The sequence below is a fragment of the Paucilactobacillus vaccinostercus DSM 20634 genome (assembly GCF_001436295.1).
Lineage (GTDB): Bacteria > Bacillota > Bacilli > Lactobacillales > Lactobacillaceae > Paucilactobacillus > Paucilactobacillus vaccinostercus.
Genome location: NZ_AYYY01000025.1, coordinates 170898 through 190676, shown reverse-complemented (window position 1 = coordinate 190676; position 19779 = coordinate 170898). Strand labels below are relative to the sequence as shown.

Below are 19779 nucleotides of genomic sequence, written 5' to 3'. Positions count from 1 at the left end.
TTACTGATTCGAATGGCTGGAGAAGTGTTCATGATGCTAGATCGTGTTAAGCCGTCCGAGTGCTTGCCGGATGAGGGGCGCATGTTCCTTACTACCAGTGAAGATAAGACGATCGTTTAATTCAATTGCGGTGTCGCCCGAAGGCTTAATAAAGTGTCCATGACGGTAGATTTGACTGATGGTAATTTCACTTACAAACGGGAGATTTCGAATTTCGGTCCCCGTGTAGCGGAGGTTCCGAACGGTTACTTCGTAAATGCCAGATTCGGTACTTTGAAGCATTCGGAGTGTCGATGGGACTTCAATCAGACTCCGGAGAATACTGATGTTCGCCTCTGGCGTGCTGTAAACTTCCACACCGGCGTCAATCAATTCATCCTCGGCATTGTTAAGAATATTACGATCTTCGAACCGCGCAATTACTCGGGTGACGCCCATTTTCTTGGCGGCTAAGGCAAGACGGTAATTTTTCATGGCATCAAAGTGCCCGAGAACAAGGATATCGGTTGCGAAAACGTCTTGAGCAACAACATCTTGTGTTTCCAGGCTGGGTAAGAGGGCCACGTTAACCTGACTATTGTAGGCATGGTAATTTTTTTCCTTATCGGTGTACATTTTGATATCGTAGTTGCCCTTCGCGAGCTGTTGCGCCACGGGAATCGTGGCGAGGTTAGTACCAATGAAGTGCACAATCGTGGGCTTGAGCGTTTCTTTTTCAGGTTGAAAGTAGTGGTTGAAAAGCAGTGGTGCGAGGATGCAGGTGATGATGGCGGCGAGCGTAAAGGCCCCGGATTGTTGACTGGTCACCGCGTGCATACTTTTCGCGACTTTCAGGACCGCTAAGACCAGTGTAATCGTGGCCGTATTCAGGGCCGTTCCGGCAAATGCGTTAGCCGTGGAAAAGCGGCGCTTAAGAATTGCATAGACCAGCACCTTAGCTGCCAAGTATGCGATAAAGAAGAGTGGAATTAAGATGAGGGTTTTGGGGTCTTGGACGAGTTGGGGGATGTTCAGGGTGGCCCCACTCATAATGAAGAAGATCGGAATTAACAACCCGTAGCCAAATGAATCCAATTTATCACGGGTGTCCTCATGTGGTTGGAGCAGTTTAAGCACAATACCAGCCAAAAAGGCGCCAAAGATACTTTCGGCCCCCACGGATTCGGCAATCGCGACCAAGGTGACGATCAAGAAAAAGGCCAGCCGGATGTCGAGTTGCGTGGTGGATTTATTGATTCGTTCGAAAAAGCTAAAGAACCGCCGAAACCGTTTGAACAAAATGACGGCTGCTAAAAATAACAAACAAATGAGCCAAAGCGAGTGGCTAGAAGAACCAAAAGCGGCCGCGTAAATGGTCAGGGCCAGCATTGGGACGACTTCACCCAGGACGGCAATCAAAAGGACGGTTTGACCAAATGGTTTGCTGAAGAGCTCGCGTTCCTTGAGTGTGGCGATAACGACCCCGAGGCTGACCGTGGCAAAAAGGATGGCCGCCAACCAAAGATCGCTGAAGAGACCGGTCACCTTGAACACAATCGCAATCAGCAATGAAAGAATCACAATTGAGAGATACGAAAAGCTGGCCAGCTTTAAGGGTGAAGTGGCCGGTTGAGCTTGCTTAGTACGATGAGGTTGCCGTTGAAAGAGGGAAAAGTCAATTTCCATCCCACTTAAAAATAACAGCACGATCACGCCAATATCCGAGAGGGTGTTGAGTGATGAAGTGGCACTGACAACGTTGAGGGCGCTTTTTCCCAGCAGAATACCGACGATAATTTCGATGACTGCGGTGGGAAGCGCTGAGATTTTGAACTTCGCCATGATGAGCGGGGTGATTAAGGCCGCGAACAAGACGATAACGAGCGAAAGTTGATCCAATGTTATTGCTCCTTGAGTTGAATTAATTGATTGTAAAATAAAACGCCACTAGTATAACAAAACTAGTGACGACTTGATACAGATTAGCGGGTGAAATTACGAGAAATAATGTGGCGCCGAATGTGACGGACAATCCAAAAGAGGGTGGTCGGCGTAATGGCGATGAGCGCAATACACATGATAATGAGGGCTAAATGGGCCTGCACGAAAGGAATCGTCCCGAAAAAGTAGCCGAGGGCGCTCCCCACGCATACCCAAAGGCCCACACCCAAGAAATTGGCAATTGTAAAGCGGGTCAGTTTGAACCGGGAAGTTCCAGCAATGAGGGGGACGAAGGTCCGAATGAGCGGAACAAAGCGCCCGAAAACGACGGCGAGAATACCGTATTTTTGGAAAAAACGTTCGGTTCGCAGCAGGGTATGACTTTTAACGTGCCGGCGAAAGAACGACCATTTTAGGAGGCGATTGCCGATGTGAAAGTTGACCGTATCGCCGATGACGGCCGCGGAGAAGAAAACAAAAATAAGTACAAAGATGTTCAGCTCTGATCCGGCAACGGCCGCGAGGGCACTCGTTAGGAAAATCAGGGATTCACCAGGCAGCCACGGGAAAACGACCAACCCGGTTTCCATGAAGATCAGCATGAATAAAATCAGATAGCTCCACGGTCCTAGCCAGTTGACCATTGGTAAAATGACGTCATTTAGATGTGACAAAATATACATCACCTGATCCATTAGACGGGCCTCCACTCGCTTAATTTAGTATTGATGAAAAGCGTTTTCAATTGTGATTACTCCTATTCTAAGGAGTTTTGTGCAAAAAAACTACCAATTTGCTGAACATTTAACAATTATTTGAGAAACTAACCGGGGAAACTAAGTGATCGTATCGCTTGATGATATTAGTGAACATGATATAATTATTTAATTACTTTTTTACGGGGGCGTCGATTTGGCAGATTCAATTCAAGATTACGAACAAGAACATTTAAATGAAGTAATTGATAAAATTCAATTAGCTGAAGATGCGGCAAAGAAGAATATCGGCACGGCTAAAAAGGACGTCGACGATATTAATTCTCAATTTGACGATATTCATGTCAATACCACATCCTATTCCGGGATGATGGACACGGCGATGTCGGTCCGCCAACAACAGCAAATGCTGGCAGAGCGGGAAGGTAGTTGGCAACATGCCAACCAGAAACTACAAACATTACAGAAACTGGCACAAACGCCATATTTTGCCCGGATTGATTTCCAAGAAACGGGCGAAGAACACCCAGAAACCATTTATATCGGGTTGGCAACTTTCACCGACCGACCGGATCATTTTTTGGTGTATGATTGGCGCGCACCCATTTCAAGCGTCTACTATGATGGTGGACTCGGAGAGATTAGTTATCAGACTCCCGATGGTACGCAAACGGTCAATGTGAGTTTGAAGCGGCAGTTTCAAATTAAAGACGGGGCCATTGTCACCATCTTTGACACCGATGAAACGGTCGGCGACCAGATGTTGCTGGAAGCGTTGGGAACCCATTCCAACACGAAAATGAAGAGCATCGTCACGACGATCCAAAAGGCACAAAACCAAATTATTCGGAATACCGATGCCCAGTTACTCTTTGTTCAAGGGGCTGCTGGTTCCGGTAAAACGGCTGCGGTCCTCCAACGGGTCGCTTGGTTACTATACCGGTATCGAGGGAACCTCAATTCGGGACAGGTGGTCTTATTTTCACCAAACCAATTATTCAATGACTACATCAATCAAGTCTTGCCAGAGTTGGGCGAACAGAATATGGTACAAATGACCTACTTCCAGTTTGCTAACCGCCGGCTGCCCAATATGACGGTACAAACGCTACAACAACGATTTGAGGCCGATCAAAGTGCGGCTGCGCAAAAGATTACCGCCTTGAAGACGAGCTTAGCCTTCTTTAAGGCCACGAACCGGTACGCGCATTACCTGGAAAAAGATGATATGCGATTCCGGAACCTCATGTTTGACGGGAAGGTCTTCATCAGTCGTGAAAAGATTCGCGACATCTACTATTCATTCAACCTTAACTATCACTTGGGCAACCGATTAGACGCAACGAAACAGGAACTCGTTAAGATGCTCAATCACCGAATCAGTTCGGAGATGCGTTCCAAGTGGGTTGAACAGACCGTGCAATCGCTCAGTAAGCAAGAAATGGATGCGTTGTTTGGCGACCAGCCGCGTGAATTCGAATCCGGCGATAAGGAATTCAAGTTCTTGGCCCGTCAAATTGTGATTAAGGCGTTCCGGCCCATCAAAAAAGCGATCGACCATAACCGGTGGATCAGTATTAACTCTCAATTTATGCACTTCATGCGCGTGGCACCTAAATTAGTGAACCTCGAAAAGTATGGTATTACCGCTGCCGAGTGGGATGCGCACGTTGATGCGACCTATGAGAAGCTGAAAACACGGCATCTAGATGCCAGCGATGTGACGATCTATCTGTACCTTTACGACCTGATTACTGGGAAGCGTGGCGAACGCGATATCCGGTATGTCTTTGTCGATGAAGTGCAAGATTACGATGCTTACCAGTTGGCCTATCTGCAGTTTAGTTTTCCAAAGGCTAAATTTACCCTCCTCGGCGACTTGAACCAAGCCATCTTTACCAAGGAAAATAGCCGCTCATTGCTAGGCCAACTCGGGACCATGTTTGATCCCGATAAGACCAAGGTGGTGCAATTGACGAAATCCTACCGGTCAACGAAGCAGATTACCGAATTTACCCGAGCCATTTTGAAAAATGGGGAAGCCGTTGAACCGTTTGAACGACAAGGCGAGTTGCCAAAGGTCATCGTAAGCCCGACATTAGAACAGGCTACGGATCAGGTAATGGCGACGTTGAAGCAGGAACGTGCCGAACAGGATACGACGGCCATCATTGGGAAGACTTTACAAGACAGTGAGAAAATTTGCACACAACTACAGAAGCGTGGTGTGCAAGTGACACTGATCAAAACCGAGAACCAACGGCTAGTGCAAGGCACCATCGTTGTACCATCCTACCTAGCTAAGGGGTTGGAATTTGACGCGGTCATCGTGTGGAATGCCAATGCTCAGCAGTACGTCGGGGATGATGAACGGCAATTGCTATACACGATCTGTTCACGGGCCATGCACGAACTGACGATGATCGGCATCGGGTCAATGACCAGCTTGATTGATCAGGTTCCGACAGATCAGTACGATTTAATTCAATAACTAATATAGACTGGAAATGTTAAAATTTCTGGTCTTTTTTGATGATCCGGTAAAAAGCCAGACCAAATTCGGTACAATGGAGCATATGAAAGTTTGACTAAATTCTAAACATTTAGGAAATATTGTGATATTAAATTGCCTTTAACGTGAAATACGGTATGATAGGACGTGGCGATATTTTTAGATGGAGGAAAGATTATGAAAACTGTGTTGCAGAAGGTAAGGTCCGGTTTGAATTCCAAGCTTGGATTCTTCATTCTCACGGTTATTTTGTTTGCGATTAAGGATGGCTGGGCGTACGAGAACAAGTTCGCACTAGGAGCCGTTGGTAATGTTCAACAGTTTCTGTTGTGGTTTAACGCATTTCCAGGAGCGATCATTTTAATTGGGATCGCGCTATATTTCCGGGGCCGATTGTCCTATTGGTTGATGATTTTGATTGATGCAATCCTGTCGACGTGGTTATTTGCTAATATTCTGTACTATCGTGAATTCTCGGATTTTATTACCTTTAACTTGATTTCTGGCTCAGGCTCGGTATCGAATAACCTCGGTAAGAGTCTTGCCGGCATTTTTAGAATGTCAGACCTGTTTGTGTATACCGACGTGGTCATTTTGATTCTGGTACTCGCATTTAAGCTGATTCGAATCGATGGTCGCTACTTTAAGCTTCGGTATGCAGGCGTGATTACCATGCTTGGGGTGCTCCTGTTTGGCGCCAACCTGGGGATGGCGGAAGGTAACCGTTCTGGTCTGTTAACTCGGACCTTTGATAACAACTACATTGTGAAGTACTTAGGGCTTCAGTTCTATACGGTGTACGATGCGGTCAAGACGACGCATAACAACGAGGTGAAATCAAAGGCGAGTTCTTCGGATCTCAAACCAGTTCTTAATTTCCTCAAGAAAAATAAAACGAATGCTGATATCCAATATAAAGGGGTGGCTAAGGGCAAGAACGTCTTTATCATTCACCTAGAAAGTTTGCAGCAGTTCGTGATCGACTATAAGGTCGATGGCAAAGAAGTAACACCGAACCTCAATAAAATTTACCATGCTAGCGATACAATCTCATTTGACAACTTCTTTAACCAAGTTGGGCAAGGGAAGACGTCAGATGCTGAATTGATGCTTGAAAACTCGCTGTTTGGGCTTTCTGAAGGATCCGCAATGACGATTGACGGGACGACGAACACGTTCCAAGCAGCGCCCGCGATCTTAAGTCAACAGCAAGGCTACACGACCGCTTCGTTCCATGGGGATGTGCCAAGTTTCTGGAATCGGGATAACGCCTATAAGTCATGGGGATATGACTATTTCTTTAGTAAATCATTCTATCCAAACGTGAAGAACGATGAAGAAGGTTACGGGATTAAAGACAAGATCTTCTTGAAGGGCGCGGCAAACTACATTCAGCAGTTACCACAACCGTTCTATGCGAAGTTAATCACGGTTACGAACCACTATCCATACCCACTAGATAAGGAAAACATTTCGATTGATCAATTAAAGACGGGCGATAATACGGTTGATCCGTACGTTCAAACGGCGCACTACTTGGACCAATCAATCGGTGAGTTTATGAACTACCTTGATAAATCTGGCCTACGGAAGAATAGTATGATTGTTCTTTACGGGGATCACTATGGTATTTCGAACAACCATAAGTCTGCGATTGCTGATATCCTCGGTAAGAAGAAGGTTACGAATTACGATCTAGCGATGTTCCAAAAGGTACCGTTTATGATTCAAATGCCAGGACTCAAGGGGGGCATTAATCATACTTACGGTGGTGAAATCGATGTGCTACCAACGATTGAAAACTTGTTGGGTATCGACTCCAGCAACTACGTTCAGTTCGGTCAAGATTTGCTGGCGACGAACAGAAAGCAGATTGTGTCGTTCCGGAACGGGGACTTTGTCAGTGCTAAGTACACCAAGTACGGTGGTGACGTCTATGATACGAAGACGGGTAAGAAACTGACCCACATGACTAAGGCACAAAAAGCGGCGGTCGAAAAGGATCAGAAGTATGTCACCACCGAACTGAATCTCTCAGATAAGGTTGTTAATGGGGATCTTCTCCGTTTCTACCATCCAAAGGGCTTCACTAAGGTGAATAAGAAGGACTACAGTTACAACTTGAATAAGAGTTTGAAGAAGCTCAAAGAAGCTCAGGAAAAGAAGAAGACGAGTGTTGAAAGCGAAAACGGCGGTAAGTCGACGCTTGACGAATACACGACGGATGCGCCTGAACTTCAAAATGTTGATGCGAAGGATTACACCTTCCCAACGGCAAAATAGTTTTCTATAAAAGGGTCGGAAGAAGATAATTTCTTACCGGCCCTTTTGACTTACACATAAACGTGTTTGTCGGCGGTGGGTATGTTAGAATATTTGTAATTTATGAATAAAATGAGGTTGCGATGATGCAGGATCGAGTCAATTATTTTCAGTTTGATCGTGGTGACTGGGGTAATTTTAGTGCTGACGACCACGTTGAACTAACTCAGGATAATTTAAATCAGATTAAGGCGTTAAACGATCGGATCTCACTCAATGATGTGAGTGAAGTTTATCTCCCACTAGTGAAACTAATTAAGTTGCAGTATCAACAGTATCTTAAGTGGCAGGACCAAAAGGCGGCGTTTCTCAAAATGCCGGCCCGCCGAGTTCCCTTTATTATCGGCATTGCGGGTTCTGTAGCGGTTGGTAAAAGTACCACGGCCCGGCTATTATCACTCTTATTGAACCGGCTGATGCCCCAGCGCAACGTGGAATTAATTACCACGGACGGCTTCTTGTACCCGACGGCGGAATTGAAGCGGCGGGGAATTTTGAACCGAAAAGGGTTTCCGGAATCCTACGACATGGAAGCCCTGCTCACGTTTTTAAACGATGTGAAGGCTGGTGTGGATGTTGTCGAATCACCCGTCTACTCACATGCGACATACGATATTGTGCCGGACCAAAAGCAAAAGATTGTGCAGCCGGATGTTTTGATCGTGGAGGGGATTAATACTCTGCAACTCCCGTCAAATCAACTCCTGTACATTAGTGATTTTTTCGATTTTTCGGTCTATGTGGATGCCAATCCGGAACTGATCGAGAAGTGGTTTATCGAACGATTCGAACTATTACTAGATTCGGCCTTTCGGGATCCCACGAACTATTATTATTCCTACGCGATCGGTGATCGACACCAAGCATTCAAACGGGCACATAAAATTTGGCAAGATATTGACCTCGTTAATTTGAACCGGTACATCTTGCCGACGCGCAACCGAGCGGATGTTATCTTGCATAAAACGAAGCACCATTTGATCGATAAAATCTATTTAAGAAAGTAAACGGTTTTAATCATGAGACCGTCCTAATAATCATTGACCCGAACGAAATTAACCCGTAAAATGGATTTCGTTAGGAAAATTTATCAAAGGGGTGGCAAACATTGGCTAACGTTAACCTTGATGCGTTCGACAAGATTATTGTCTTGGACTTTGGTAGTCAGTACAACCAACTGATTACGAGACGTATCCGTGACTTTGGTATCTATTCAGAGTTAATGTCACATAAGACAACTGCTGAACAGATCAAAGCGATTAACCCAAAGGGTATCATCTTCTCTGGCGGACCCAACAGTGTGTACGCGGATGATGCATTTTCAGTTGATCCAGCAATTTTTGAACTAGGCATTCCAATTCTTGGAATTTGCTACGGTATGCAATTGATGGCATACAAGTTACAAGGAGGCGCGGTTGAAAACGCCGACAACTCTGAGTATGGACACGCAGATATTGAAGTTACCGATAAAGACGCAGTGATGTTTAAAGGCCTGCCTGAAAAACAATATGTTTGGATGAGCCATGGTGACTTGGTAACCAAAGTACCAGATGGTTTCAAAGCCGTTGCCACCAGCAAAAACTGCCCAATCGCTTCAATGGCGGATGACGATCGTAAGTTCTACGGTCTTCAATTTCATACAGAAGTCCAAAATACCGAATACGGTAGTGAAATCTTGAAGCACTTTGCTTTCGACGTTTGTGAAGCCGAAGCAAACTGGACGATGGATGACTTCATTGACCTTCAAGTTGACCACATCCGTAAAGAAGTGGGCGATCGCAAAGTCTTACTTGGCCTTTCTGGCGGGGTGGACTCAAGCGTCGTGGGAACCTTATTGCATAAAGCCATTGGCGACCAATTAACTTGTATCTTCGTCGACCACGGTCTCCTGCGGAAGAATGAAGCTGACGAAGTGATGAACGGCTTAGCTGGCAAGCTTGGTTTGAACATCATCAAGGTGGACGCTCAGGAACGCTTCTTGAGTAAGTTGGCCGGCGTGAGTGATCCTGAGAAGAAACGGAAGATCATTGGGAACGAATTTATCCAGGTCTTCAATGATGAAGCTCAGAAGCTTGATGGTATTGATTTCTTGGCGCAAGGCACGTTGTATACTGACGTGATCGAAAGTGGGACAGATACGGCCCAAACGATCAAGTCACATCACAACGTGGGTGGTCTTCCAGAAGACATGCACTTTGAATTGATCGAACCATTGCGGAGCTTGTTCAAGGATGAAGCCCGTGAATTGGGTGAAAAACTTGGTATGCCATACGAACTTGTTTGGCGTCAGCCATTCCCAGGTCCTGGTCTTGGAATTCGGGTCATTGGTGAAATCACCGATGAAAAATTAACGATTGTACGTGACAGTGATTTGATCCTGCGGGAAGAAATTGCTAAAGCCGGGCTTGATAAGGATATCTGGCAATACTTTACCGTTTTGCCAGGCATCAAGAGTGTCGGTGTCATGGGTGATGGTCGGACATACGATTACACTGTCGGCATTCGTGCCGTAACCTCTATTGATGGGATGACGGCGGACTTCGCGCGGATTCCATGGGATGTCTTGCAAAAGATCTCCGTGCGGATCGTCAACGAAGTGGAGCATGTTAACCGGATTGTGTACGATTGTACCAGTAAGCCACCTTCGACAATTGAATGGGAATAAGACGCCAAATGAATTTGGTGTCCGAATACCAGTAATTGGCGGTTCGGAAACTGTATCTGATTCAAAAATAATTTAAATTAATATGGTAGTCTGCTAACCTAGTAAAAGCCAGTCCAAAGAAATTTGGACTGGCTTTTACTCTGTAAACGAAAAAAGTATGAATCCACAATAACAATGAATGAGTCATCTGAACGCTTAAACTTTTACGTGTTATTTTGATAAATATATTGGCATAGTAGAGAATTATTTAATTAATTTTAGAGAAGTGCTTGCCTTTGAGTCGACTCCAAGGTTTATGATATGGACAATAAAAATTTAGGAGGATTCAATCATGACCATTCAAAACAAAGTAGTCGCAATTACGGGAGCATCATCAGGAATTGGTTCAGCTACTGCCCAGTTGTTGGCTTCGAAAGGCGCCAAAGTTGTTCTTGGTGCACGTCGAGAGAGTAAACTTAAAGAGTTAACAAACCAAATTATCGCAGCGGGTGGTGAGGCAGTTTATCAAGTGACTGACGTGACCAATCCGGCAGACAATGAAGCGCTAGTTCAGTTGGCTAAGGATAAGTTTGGTAAGTTGGATGTAATTTTCTTAAATGCTGGATTAATGCCGAACTCACCGCTTTCTGAACTTAAAGTTGATGAGTGGAATCAAATGGTGGATGTCAACATTAAGGGCGTTATGAACGGAATAGCAGCTGTGTTACCAACTTTTAAAGCGCAAAAATCTGGTCACGTTATTACAACATCATCTGTGGCAGGGCTAAAGGCCTATCCTGGCGGTGCAATTTATGGTGCTACTAAATGGGCGGTTCGGGATATGATGGAAGTTTTGCGTATGGAATCAGCTCAGGAAGGGTCACACATTCGTACAGCCACCATTTATCCTGCGGCAATTCACACTGAACTGTTAAAGACTATCACAGATACCACTACAGCCAGTGGCGCGAAAGATGTGTATGATACCTATCAAATTGGGCCTGATCGAGTAGCTAATGTTATTGCGTTTGCCATTGATCAACCGGAGGATACTAACGTCAATGAGTTTACGGTTGGACCGACTGATCAACCATGGTAGGAGTAGTTAAATGAAAATAAAAGAGGTCTCACAAAAATATAATATACCAGCAGATACCTTAAGATATTGGGAACGGCAAGGCGCAATACCACCAGTAAATCGGGATGAAGCTGGGTATCGAGATTATGACCAAGAAGATATGGATTGGATCAGCTTCGCACAATGTATGCGTGAAGCTGGTGTTAGTATTGAATATTTGATCGAATATATAGAATTATTCAAAGGTGGGAAGAAAACCTTAGAAGCTCGGAAAGACCTTCTTAGAGAACAACTTAAAGTCATTAAAAGGCACTTGGATGAGGTTCAAAATACGTATGACCTGATAAATAAAAAGGTTCAAAATTATGAAACTCATGTCGAGGGATATCACGGTAAACTTATAAAATAGATGTCACAAGAATAATTACTGATAGTGGTAAGTTAGAATTCGTAGATTGTATCCTCATGATCGCATTGTATCATCCAGCTAAAGGTTTAAATTTCCAATTATAAAGAATTTAAAATAAAAAGTACTAAAGCCAACTTAGACTTTAGTACTTTTCACTTTCTAATTAAGTTTAACAAACGTGTTCAACATCCTCTGGATCAGAGAAACCTACCACCTCTAAGCCGAGTCCTGAAAGAAACACTATTCGCCGTCATTAAAGCTACTTTCAGATTTTACTTCGTTAGCGTACTGTTGAACTTCAGCCTTCTGATCTTTTGTACTATAGTAGTCGCTTTCGAGGCTGGATAGTGTGGTCGTGGTGGACTTGAAGTAGCCATCCGCAACTGAATCGCGCGCGGTCCACACTTTGTACGTGACACTATCTCCACTGATTTTGTAGTAAATATAACTGGTTGGGTCACCGTTGGCGGTCATGTAGCTGTACCCCACGACTTCGTCACCAAAATCATTACCGGCATTACCATACCACATTCCATTATTATTGGCGCCTTCCTTAAACCAATCGGCATTTGCCCGCAGAGAAACGAGGACGCCAGCTGTTTTATCGTCAAGCGTAGTTGTTTGACTCGTGGTGCTAGTGGCTGATTTTGCCGAGGCGGTAGTCGAAGTGTTTTTAGCGATTTTGCTGAAAGCATTGGAAATATCTTGATTGGCCGAGTCTCTGACATGAAGTCCGCCACCACCGTTAGTTTGGTCAGAAACGAGGGTGTAGGGCTGCCCGTTCTTGAACGCAAACAAGTAAAGGTAGCCACCAGGCCGATTATCAATGGATTCAACATCTGAATATACGGCGACAACATGGAAGGTATCAGTACCCGTTCCAGTACCGTCCTGAGAAAGTTGAGCGGAATAGTTGTGTCCGTTATAGACAAGTTGCGTGCTGGCAAAGTCACTAGGAAAGTGGTAACCGTAAAAATTGACATCGTTACTAGTGGTATATTCCTGATACGATTGGTTCATCGTTGGTCCCCATGTCTTAATGTAACTTCGTAACTGGGACGCCTTGGCCGTGTTCCACAGTGTGGCCGTTGCTTTTTGACTAGTGGCATGCTTGCTGGAAGCGGATGTTGCCTTAGTAGAACTGACAGCAGATTGCGATGTTGACTTTTGTGAACCGTTGCTCGTGCCACATCCGGTAAGTAAGATAGCGGTCGCCGCGACCGTCGTTGCGATGAGTTTAAATTTTCCCATAAAAAGTAATCCTCCCCAAGATTTCGTTAATGTTAGTATAACGCAAACCTGAAAGTTATCGATTGCTTGAGAGCAGATTAAGTCACTTAATCGGTTCAACTGATTTCTATTCAATATCGAGCGCAATCCTCAGACTTAAACCGAGCGTTGGCGTATAATGGACGTATTCTAAATTAACTGGGGGATCAAATATGGCTGAAATGACACATTTTTATGAAACTTTCCAACCAACACATTACAATGTGTACTTGGAAATTAACCGCCAAAATAAACAAATCAGTGGTCTAACGACTATTACTGGGGATGCAAAGCAGGAAACAATCAGCATTCATCAAAAAGCTTTGCTCGTGGATTATGTGCAACTCAACGGGAAACGCATTCGGTTTGTCAGCGATAATCAGGCTGATGCAATTCGAATTAACCTTGGTCAAACGGGGAGTGTGACGTTAACGATTAGCTATCGGGCGAAGTTGACCGATTCCATGATGGGGATTTATCCGTCATACTACGAAGTCGATGGCGTTCAAAAACAGGTTATTGGGACTCAATTTGAAACGAACTTTGCCCGCCAAGCTTTCCCCTGTGTTGATGAACCAGAGGCGAAGGCAACGTTTGATTTAGCCATTAAATTTGATGAGCATCCCGGTGAGACCATCTTGAGCAATATGCCTGAGGTGCGGACCGAAAACGGGGTTCATTACTTTGATACCACGGTTAAAATGTCGACGTACTTGATTGCATTTGCCTTTGGCGACTTGCAAAGTAAGCTGACGACGACTAAGAGTGGCGTCCAAGTAGGGGTGTTTGCTACCAAGGCACACAAGGCGAATGAACTTGATTTTGCACTCGACATTGCCAAACGTTCGATTGAATTTTATGAAGACTTTTATCAAACACCGTATCCACTACCACACTCCTGGCAGCTCGCGTTACCCGATTTCTCGGCGGGCGCGATGGAAAACTGGGGGCTAGTGACCTATCGTGAAGCATACCTGTTACTGGATCCAGATAACACGGCCTTTGATACGAAGCAATTGGTAGCAACCGTGATTGCCCATGAATTAGCGCATCAGTGGTTCGGTGATCTCGTCACGATGAAGTGGTGGGACGATCTGTGGTTAAACGAAAGCTTTGCCAACATGATGGAGTATGTTGCGATCGATGCAATCGAACCCGACTGGCATATTTGGGAACTTTTCCAGACGTCGGATGTACCGGCTGCCCTGCAGCGTGACGCAACCGATGGGGTCCAATCCGTGCACGTGCAGGTCGAAAATCCAGCCGAAATTGATGCGTTGTTCGACGGGGCGATCGTGTATGCTAAGGGTGCACGGATGTTGGTCATGGTGCGAGCCCTAATCGGGGATCAAGCACTACGCACCGGGTTGAAGAACTACTTCGAACTGCATAAATATGGCAACGCCACGGGTCCCGATTTATGGAATTCACTGGCCATGGCGTCGGGAATTGATGTGGGCACAATCATGCAATCATGGTTGGAACAACCTGGCTATCCGGTTGTCACTGCCGCGGTCGAGGATGGTCAGTTGACGCTGTCACAACAACAGTTCTTCATTGGTACCGGTAAGGATACTGGTCGGCAGTGGCAGATTCCATTAAAGGCTAACTATCAAGACGTGCCCGGCATTATGACCGGAAAGCACATTGTGATTGGCGACTACCAGCAGTTGCGAGCGCGTGAAGGACAGCCATTCCGGTTGAACCTGGGCAATGAGTCACACTTTATCGTGAAGTATGATGAAACGTTGATGGCCGATCTATTAGAACATGTGACTGAACTGGACGCTATTTCGCAGTTACAGCTACTTCAGGACCAGCGTTTATTGGCACAGGGACGTCAAATCTCATACGCCACCATTGTGCCACTATTGACGAAGTTTGCGGCGCGTCACGAGACTATTGTGAACGACGCTCTATATCGGGTAGCTGGCGATTTGAAGCAGTTTGTTGTACCTGATTCGGCGCAAAAAGACCAGTTACAGACGTTGTTTGATCAGCTTAGTGCCCAACAAGTGGCTCGCCTCGGGTGGACGACTAAGACGGGAGAATCGCATGACGATCAATTAACGCGGCCGTTTGTATTACGAGCATCGTTGTACGCCGAAAATGCGGCGACAATTGCGGCAGCTCACGATATCTTTGTGGCTAACCGTGACCAGCTGGCGACGTTAGCAGCCGATACCCGGACGCTAATTTTAGCCAACGAGGTTAAACACTTTGGGACCGCGGCCTTGTTTGATCGATTACTCGATGAGTATCGGCAAACCAGTGATGCAAGCTATAAGTCTAGCATTTGCGCAGCCTTGACTGGCACAACGGACCCCCAACTGATTACGAAACTAATTCAGCAGTTTGAGGATCCGAATACGATTAAACCCCAAGATTTACGGGCTTGGTTCCGGGGCACTTTGGCGAACCCTGCTGGTGAACAGACTGCTTGGGACTGGATTCGTAAGGATTGGGGCTGGCTTGAAAAAACGGTGGGTGGTGACATGGAATTCACCACTTACATTACGGTCATCGCCGGAATTTTCAAGACGGCCGCACGGCTTGCCGAATTTAAGGCGTTCTTCGAGCCGAAGATTGCAACACCGGGACTCACGCGTGAAATTACGATGGATATCACTGTGATTGAAAGCCGCGTACAACTTATTACAGATGAACAGGCGGCAGTTAATGCGGCCGTAGCAGCAACCATTAAGTAACAAAAAAGAATTCGATGAAACAAATCGAATTCTTTTTTTGTTACGCCTATTTACATCTAGTTTGTAAAACTATATAATATCGTCAATAACATTATATAGAATTGGAGCGCACTCATGACGGAAAAAATTGCGATTCTCGTTGATTCAGGATCAGATGTCCCACAAGCAGTTGTTGATGCCAATGATAATATCCGCATTGTCCCATTAACTGTAACGATCGAAGGCCAAGACTATCAAGATCGGGTGAACTTAACGCCCGATGAGTTTTATACCCGGCTACAGACGGTTTCGGCACTGCCGCTAACGGCGAGTCCAGCCCCTGAACAAGTTACGACTGCCGTTCAAGGTCTATTGGATGAAGGGTTCACCAAAATTTTAGGAATCACCATTTCGAGTGGTCTATCGGCGACTCATCAGACCTTTCGACTCGCAGCGGAGCAGTTTGATTCAGATCAGGTTGTGATGCTGGATACAAAGAGCGTGGGGATTGGCAGTGGCTTGCAGGCCGTTTATGCGAGTGAGCTGATTAATCAGGGCCACTCATTTGAAACGGTTGTGGCTAAGGTGACGGCATCGATTGCCAAGAGTCACGTTTATTTCTACATCCCCACATTGAAGTATTTACGAGCGGGAGGCCGGATTGGCCGAGTATCTGGCCTCGTCGGCAGTGCCTTGAAAATTAAACCAGTGATTTCGTGTGATCCGGAAGGAATTTACTATCCGATCACCAAGTCACGCTCAGAAAATAAAGCTGTTGCTAAAATGGTGGCCCTAGTGGCCGGTGATTTTGCGGGACAGCGGGGACGGATCGCCGTGGCTCATGGTCAGAATCCAGCGTTGTTGGCGCAAGTATCGGCAGCGTTGCAGGAACAAACGGGGCATGCAGTGGATTATCAAGGTGATATTTCACCGTCGTTAGGCGTGCACACCGGGCCCGGCCTCATTGGTGTGGGGGTTCAAATAGAAGCCTAAAAAACTTGCTTTGGGGGGCAAATTAGGACTAAACTAATGACTATCATGCGCACACTATCAATAGGCTTGAACGATACCGACGATTTTTGATCGATGTCAGCTGACAGTGTGTCCGTTTTGAAGACGGTAGTTGGCGTAGTGATCAAACTCTGTTAAAGGATGGGATTACAATGTCAACGAAACAACGCTTATTTTTAACGGCTGAAATGTGCCTCGGAATGGGGTCCATCATGAGCCTAATCGGTAATTTGTTTGCGATGGGGTGGACCACGAGCGCCTTCCACGCGTTTTTCGGGTGGTGGGTTCAGACGATCGTCGTGGCCTTTATCTATAATTTGATGGTGGCTAGTAACATAACGAACTGGCTGATTAGCCGTGCTACCGTGGGACTCACAGGTCAGGCACTTCTTAAAAAGAGTAGTCAAATTCGAGGCTGGACGATGATTGTGATCATGTGTTTCAGCATGTGTACTTGGGGCCTACTGACAGCCGGTCAGTTGCCAGCAATTGGCGTGACGGGGCTACTGATGACCTGGGCGCGTTCGTTTATTTTAGCCTACATCGTGCGTGGAATTTTGGTAAAGCCCTTGGCTATGCGCATCATGTTAAAAGTGGTGCCCGCTTAAAAATAAATTAATAGTGTCAATGACTAATTGTCCGCCGATTCTGGCGGACTTTTTGCGTATTTAAGTGGTAGGTGATTCGCAATTTGACCACAGATCATCTAATATAGAGGACGGACTATCAAATAAAGGAATGAGAAAATGACGCCTCAAACAATCTTGAAAAGTAAATTTGGTTACGATACCTTTCGTGCCGGACAAGAAGACATTATTAATACGATTTTAGAACGGCAAAATGTGTTGGCGATTATGCCAACTGGTGGTGGTAAATCAATTTGCTATCAAGTGCCGGCACTGCTTGAAGACGGGATTACGTTAGTCATTTCCCCGTTGATTTCATTAATGAAGGATCAAGTCGACGCACTCAATGAAAATGATATTCCGGCGACGTTTATTAACAGTACACTGGATTATCCGGAGATTGCGACGCGTCTGGCGCAAGTTGAACGACAGGAAGTTAAATTACTGTACGTATCGCCTGAACGGTTGGACTCCGGCTACTTTGAGCGACTTGCCCAGTTACCGGTCTCGCTGGTGGCGATTGACGAAGCGCACTGTATCTCACAATGGGGCCATGATTTTCGGCCGAGCTATTTACGGCTAACGGAGATTATCAAGCAGTTGCCGTCACACCCCACGATTGTGGCGTTGACCGCAACCGCAACCCCTAAAGTGGCAGCTGACATTATGCAACGCTTGGATCTGCAACGAGAGGTTAAGACGGGGTTTGCTCGGGAAAATCTGTCTTTTAAAGTGGTGAAGGATCAGGATAGCGATCGATTTTTGCTGGACTACCTCAAGATGAATACGGAACAGTCGGGGATTATCTACGCTAGTACCCGCAAGGAGGTGGAGCGCCTGACACTGATGCTGGATAAGCAGGGCGTTCCAGTCACCATGTATCATGGCGGGTTGTCAAAGCAGGAACGCCAAATGAATCAGGATGATTTTTTGTTTGATCGGCTACCCGTGATGGTGGCAACCAACGCGTTTGGCATGGGAATCGATAAGAGTAATGTTCGGTTTGTCATTCACGACCAAATTCCCGGTAGCTTGGAGGCGTATTATCAAGAGGCCGGGCGGGCTGGCCGTGATGGGTTACCGAGCGAAGCAATTCTGCTATTTAAGCTCAACGATGTGCAAATTCAGCGGTTCTTTATTGACCAATCCGAGATGGATGATGCGACCAAGGCTCGTGAGTACGATAAACTTCAATTAATGGCGCAGTACGCCAATACACCGCAGTGTTTGCAGCAATATATTCTTAATTATTTCGGGGAGCAGGCACCGGCTTGTGGTCAGTGTAGTAACTGTTTGGATGAGCGCGAGTCACAAGATATTACCGTTGCGGCGCAGCAGGTGCTATCGTGTGTCAAACGAATGGGTGAGCGTTTCGGTAAGACTTTGATTGCCCAAGTTTTGACAGGCTCACGCGTGGAACGGGTCAAGCAGTTTCAGTTTGATCGGTTATCAACATATGGTTTGATGAAAAACGACTCACAAAAAAAGGTATCAGAACTGATTGATTTTTTAACGGCTTCCAATTATTTAGTGGCCGATGGTGGTCAATACCCGGTCCTCAAAGTGTCGGCCGCGGGAATTGATGTTTTACGGGGGCAACAGCAGGTTTTCCGGAAGGCGGCCGTGCAGGCCAAACAATCTTTGCCGGTTAATGATGAACTTTTCGAACAGCTCCGGCAGGTGCGCCGTGAGTTGGCCGAATCACAGGGCGTGCCACCATTTGTGATTTTTTCTGACCGAACACTCCGTGAACTTTGTACAACGATGCCGACAACGCTTGATGAGATGTTGTCAGTCCACGGGATCGGCGAAAGTAAAATTGAAAAGTATGGCGAACAGTTTCTTAGTATTTTGATTGAACACGAAGATGAAGTTTAATCAAAATAGGCGATCTTAAATCGAGATCGCCTATTTTTGTCCAAAAAAAAGACGCCCCATCAGCAGGAGGGCGTCAACACAGAAGTGATAAAACATTATCACGATTAGTAATTATACGCTACTATTTCGTATTGTTAACTATTATTTCTCAAGGCGTCAGAATTTAACATGTTTGTCATAAAACCTACGCGAGCAGGGCAGACTCATGATGCAGAAGCCAGATTTTGCGGTCAATCCCACCGGCATACCCAGTTAAATTACCGTCGCTGCCGACGACCCGATGACACGGAATAATAATCGAGATTGGGTTGTGGCCGACCGCACCGCCGACGGCTCGGGGGGCCGTGTGATGGTCAGTGGCACTGATGCGATCGGCAATTTGTTGGTAGGTGTAGGTTTGACCATAGGGGATGGTTTGTAAAATGGTAAAGACCTGCTGCTGAAAGGGCGTCCCCGCCGGTGCAAGTGGCAGGTCGCGAGGATCTGGGTGTTGTCCGGCAAAGTACCGATCAAGCCAGGCAGTAGCCTGAGTGTGGAGCGGTGTCGCTGCAGTTGGAATCTGGTCAAGCCCATACTTAGCGCCGAAGTGCTTTTGATTTTCAAACCAGAGACCAAGAATTGCCTGGTCATCGGTCAGGATGGTGATGATTCCGAGTGGTGATACATATTGTGTTTGATAGTTCATGAGCGGCCTCCAATTGACAAAA

General features: G+C 45.9%; 14 protein-coding genes. 10 read left to right on the top strand and 4 right to left on the bottom strand.

Annotation, left to right across the window (positions count from 1 at the left end; genetic code table 11):
- Nucleotides 1-36 precede the first annotated feature (36 nt).
- Together FC26_RS06145 and FC26_RS06140 are read right to left on the bottom strand one after the other, a co-directional pair.
- Nucleotides 37-1878: a cation:proton antiporter family protein gene (locus tag FC26_RS06145; protein WP_057778786.1), complete on the bottom strand. Its 1842-nt coding sequence runs from the start codon at nucleotides 1876-1878 to the stop codon at nucleotides 37-39.
- 83 nt (nucleotides 1879-1961) lie between these two features.
- Complete coding sequence (locus FC26_RS06140) at nucleotides 1962-2615, bottom strand: VTT domain-containing protein (protein WP_057778784.1); 654 nt, start codon at nucleotides 2613-2615, stop codon at nucleotides 1962-1964.
- A gap of 217 nt (nucleotides 2616-2832) precedes the next feature.
- Between FC26_RS06140 and helD the strand changes: the two genes are divergently transcribed.
- The 6 genes from helD to FC26_RS06110 all read left to right on the top strand — a co-directional run bounded on the left by helD (nucleotide 2833) and on the right by FC26_RS06110 (nucleotide 11601).
- Nucleotides 2833-5127, top strand: a complete 2295-nt coding sequence (gene helD / locus FC26_RS06135) for an RNA polymerase recycling motor HelD (protein WP_057778783.1) — start codon at nucleotides 2833-2835, stop codon at nucleotides 5125-5127.
- A gap of 198 nt (nucleotides 5128-5325) precedes the next feature.
- Nucleotides 5326-7431: an LTA synthase family protein gene (locus FC26_RS06130; protein ID WP_057778781.1), complete on the top strand. Its 2106-nt coding sequence runs from the start codon at nucleotides 5326-5328 to the stop codon at nucleotides 7429-7431.
- 125 nt (nucleotides 7432-7556) lie between these two features.
- The gene (gene coaA, locus FC26_RS06125) at nucleotides 7557-8477 is read left to right on the top strand and encodes a type I pantothenate kinase (RefSeq protein ID WP_057778779.1); all 921 of its coding nucleotides are present in this window, start codon (nucleotides 7557-7559) and stop codon (nucleotides 8475-8477) included.
- A 101-nt stretch (nucleotides 8478-8578) separates the two neighbouring features.
- Nucleotides 8579-10135 (top strand): glutamine-hydrolyzing GMP synthase, encoded by a 1557-nt coding sequence (gene guaA, locus FC26_RS06120; protein WP_057778777.1) that lies wholly within the window; start codon nucleotides 8579-8581, stop codon nucleotides 10133-10135.
- A 331-nt stretch (nucleotides 10136-10466) separates the two neighbouring features.
- Nucleotides 10467-11213, top strand: a complete 747-nt coding sequence (locus tag FC26_RS06115) for an SDR family oxidoreductase (protein WP_057778775.1) — start codon at nucleotides 10467-10469, stop codon at nucleotides 11211-11213.
- Nucleotides 11214-11223: 10 nt separating this feature from the next.
- A complete protein-coding gene (locus FC26_RS06110) occupies nucleotides 11224-11601 on the top strand; it encodes a MerR family transcriptional regulator (RefSeq protein ID WP_057778773.1) in 378 nt (125 codons plus the stop codon).
- A 240-nt stretch (nucleotides 11602-11841) separates the two neighbouring features.
- Here FC26_RS06110 and FC26_RS06105 read toward each other — a convergent pair whose 3' ends face one another.
- Nucleotides 11842-12852: an Lreu_0056 family protein gene (locus FC26_RS06105; protein ID WP_057778772.1), complete on the bottom strand. Its 1011-nt coding sequence runs from the start codon at nucleotides 12850-12852 to the stop codon at nucleotides 11842-11844.
- Nucleotides 12853-13043: 191 nt separating this feature from the next.
- Between FC26_RS06105 and FC26_RS06100 the strand changes: the two genes are divergently transcribed.
- From FC26_RS06100 to recQ, 4 genes are all read left to right on the top strand, one after another.
- On the top strand, nucleotides 13044-15578 hold the full coding sequence (locus FC26_RS06100) for a M1 family metallopeptidase (RefSeq protein WP_057778768.1): 2535 nt from the start codon (nucleotides 13044-13046) through the stop codon (nucleotides 15576-15578).
- Nucleotides 15579-15692: 114 nt separating this feature from the next.
- Entirely contained in the window at nucleotides 15693-16550 is an 858-nt protein-coding gene (locus tag FC26_RS06095; RefSeq protein WP_057778766.1) for a DegV family protein, read from the top strand.
- A 170-nt stretch (nucleotides 16551-16720) separates the two neighbouring features.
- Nucleotides 16721-17176, top strand: a complete 456-nt coding sequence (locus tag FC26_RS06090) for a hypothetical protein (protein ID WP_057778764.1) — start codon at nucleotides 16721-16723, stop codon at nucleotides 17174-17176.
- 138 nt (nucleotides 17177-17314) lie between these two features.
- Nucleotides 17315-19072 carry a DNA helicase RecQ gene (gene recQ, locus FC26_RS06085; RefSeq protein WP_057778762.1) on the top strand — a complete coding sequence of 586 codons (1758 nt, stop codon included), beginning with the start codon at nucleotides 17315-17317 and terminating at the stop codon, nucleotides 19070-19072.
- Between the two features lie 184 nt (nucleotides 19073-19256).
- Here the strand turns inward: recQ and FC26_RS06080 are convergent, their stop codons facing one another.
- Nucleotides 19257-19757 carry a methylated-DNA--[protein]-cysteine S-methyltransferase gene (locus tag FC26_RS06080; protein WP_057778760.1) on the bottom strand — a complete coding sequence of 167 codons (501 nt, stop codon included), beginning with the start codon at nucleotides 19755-19757 and terminating at the stop codon, nucleotides 19257-19259.
- Nucleotides 19758-19779: the final 22 nt, after the last annotated feature.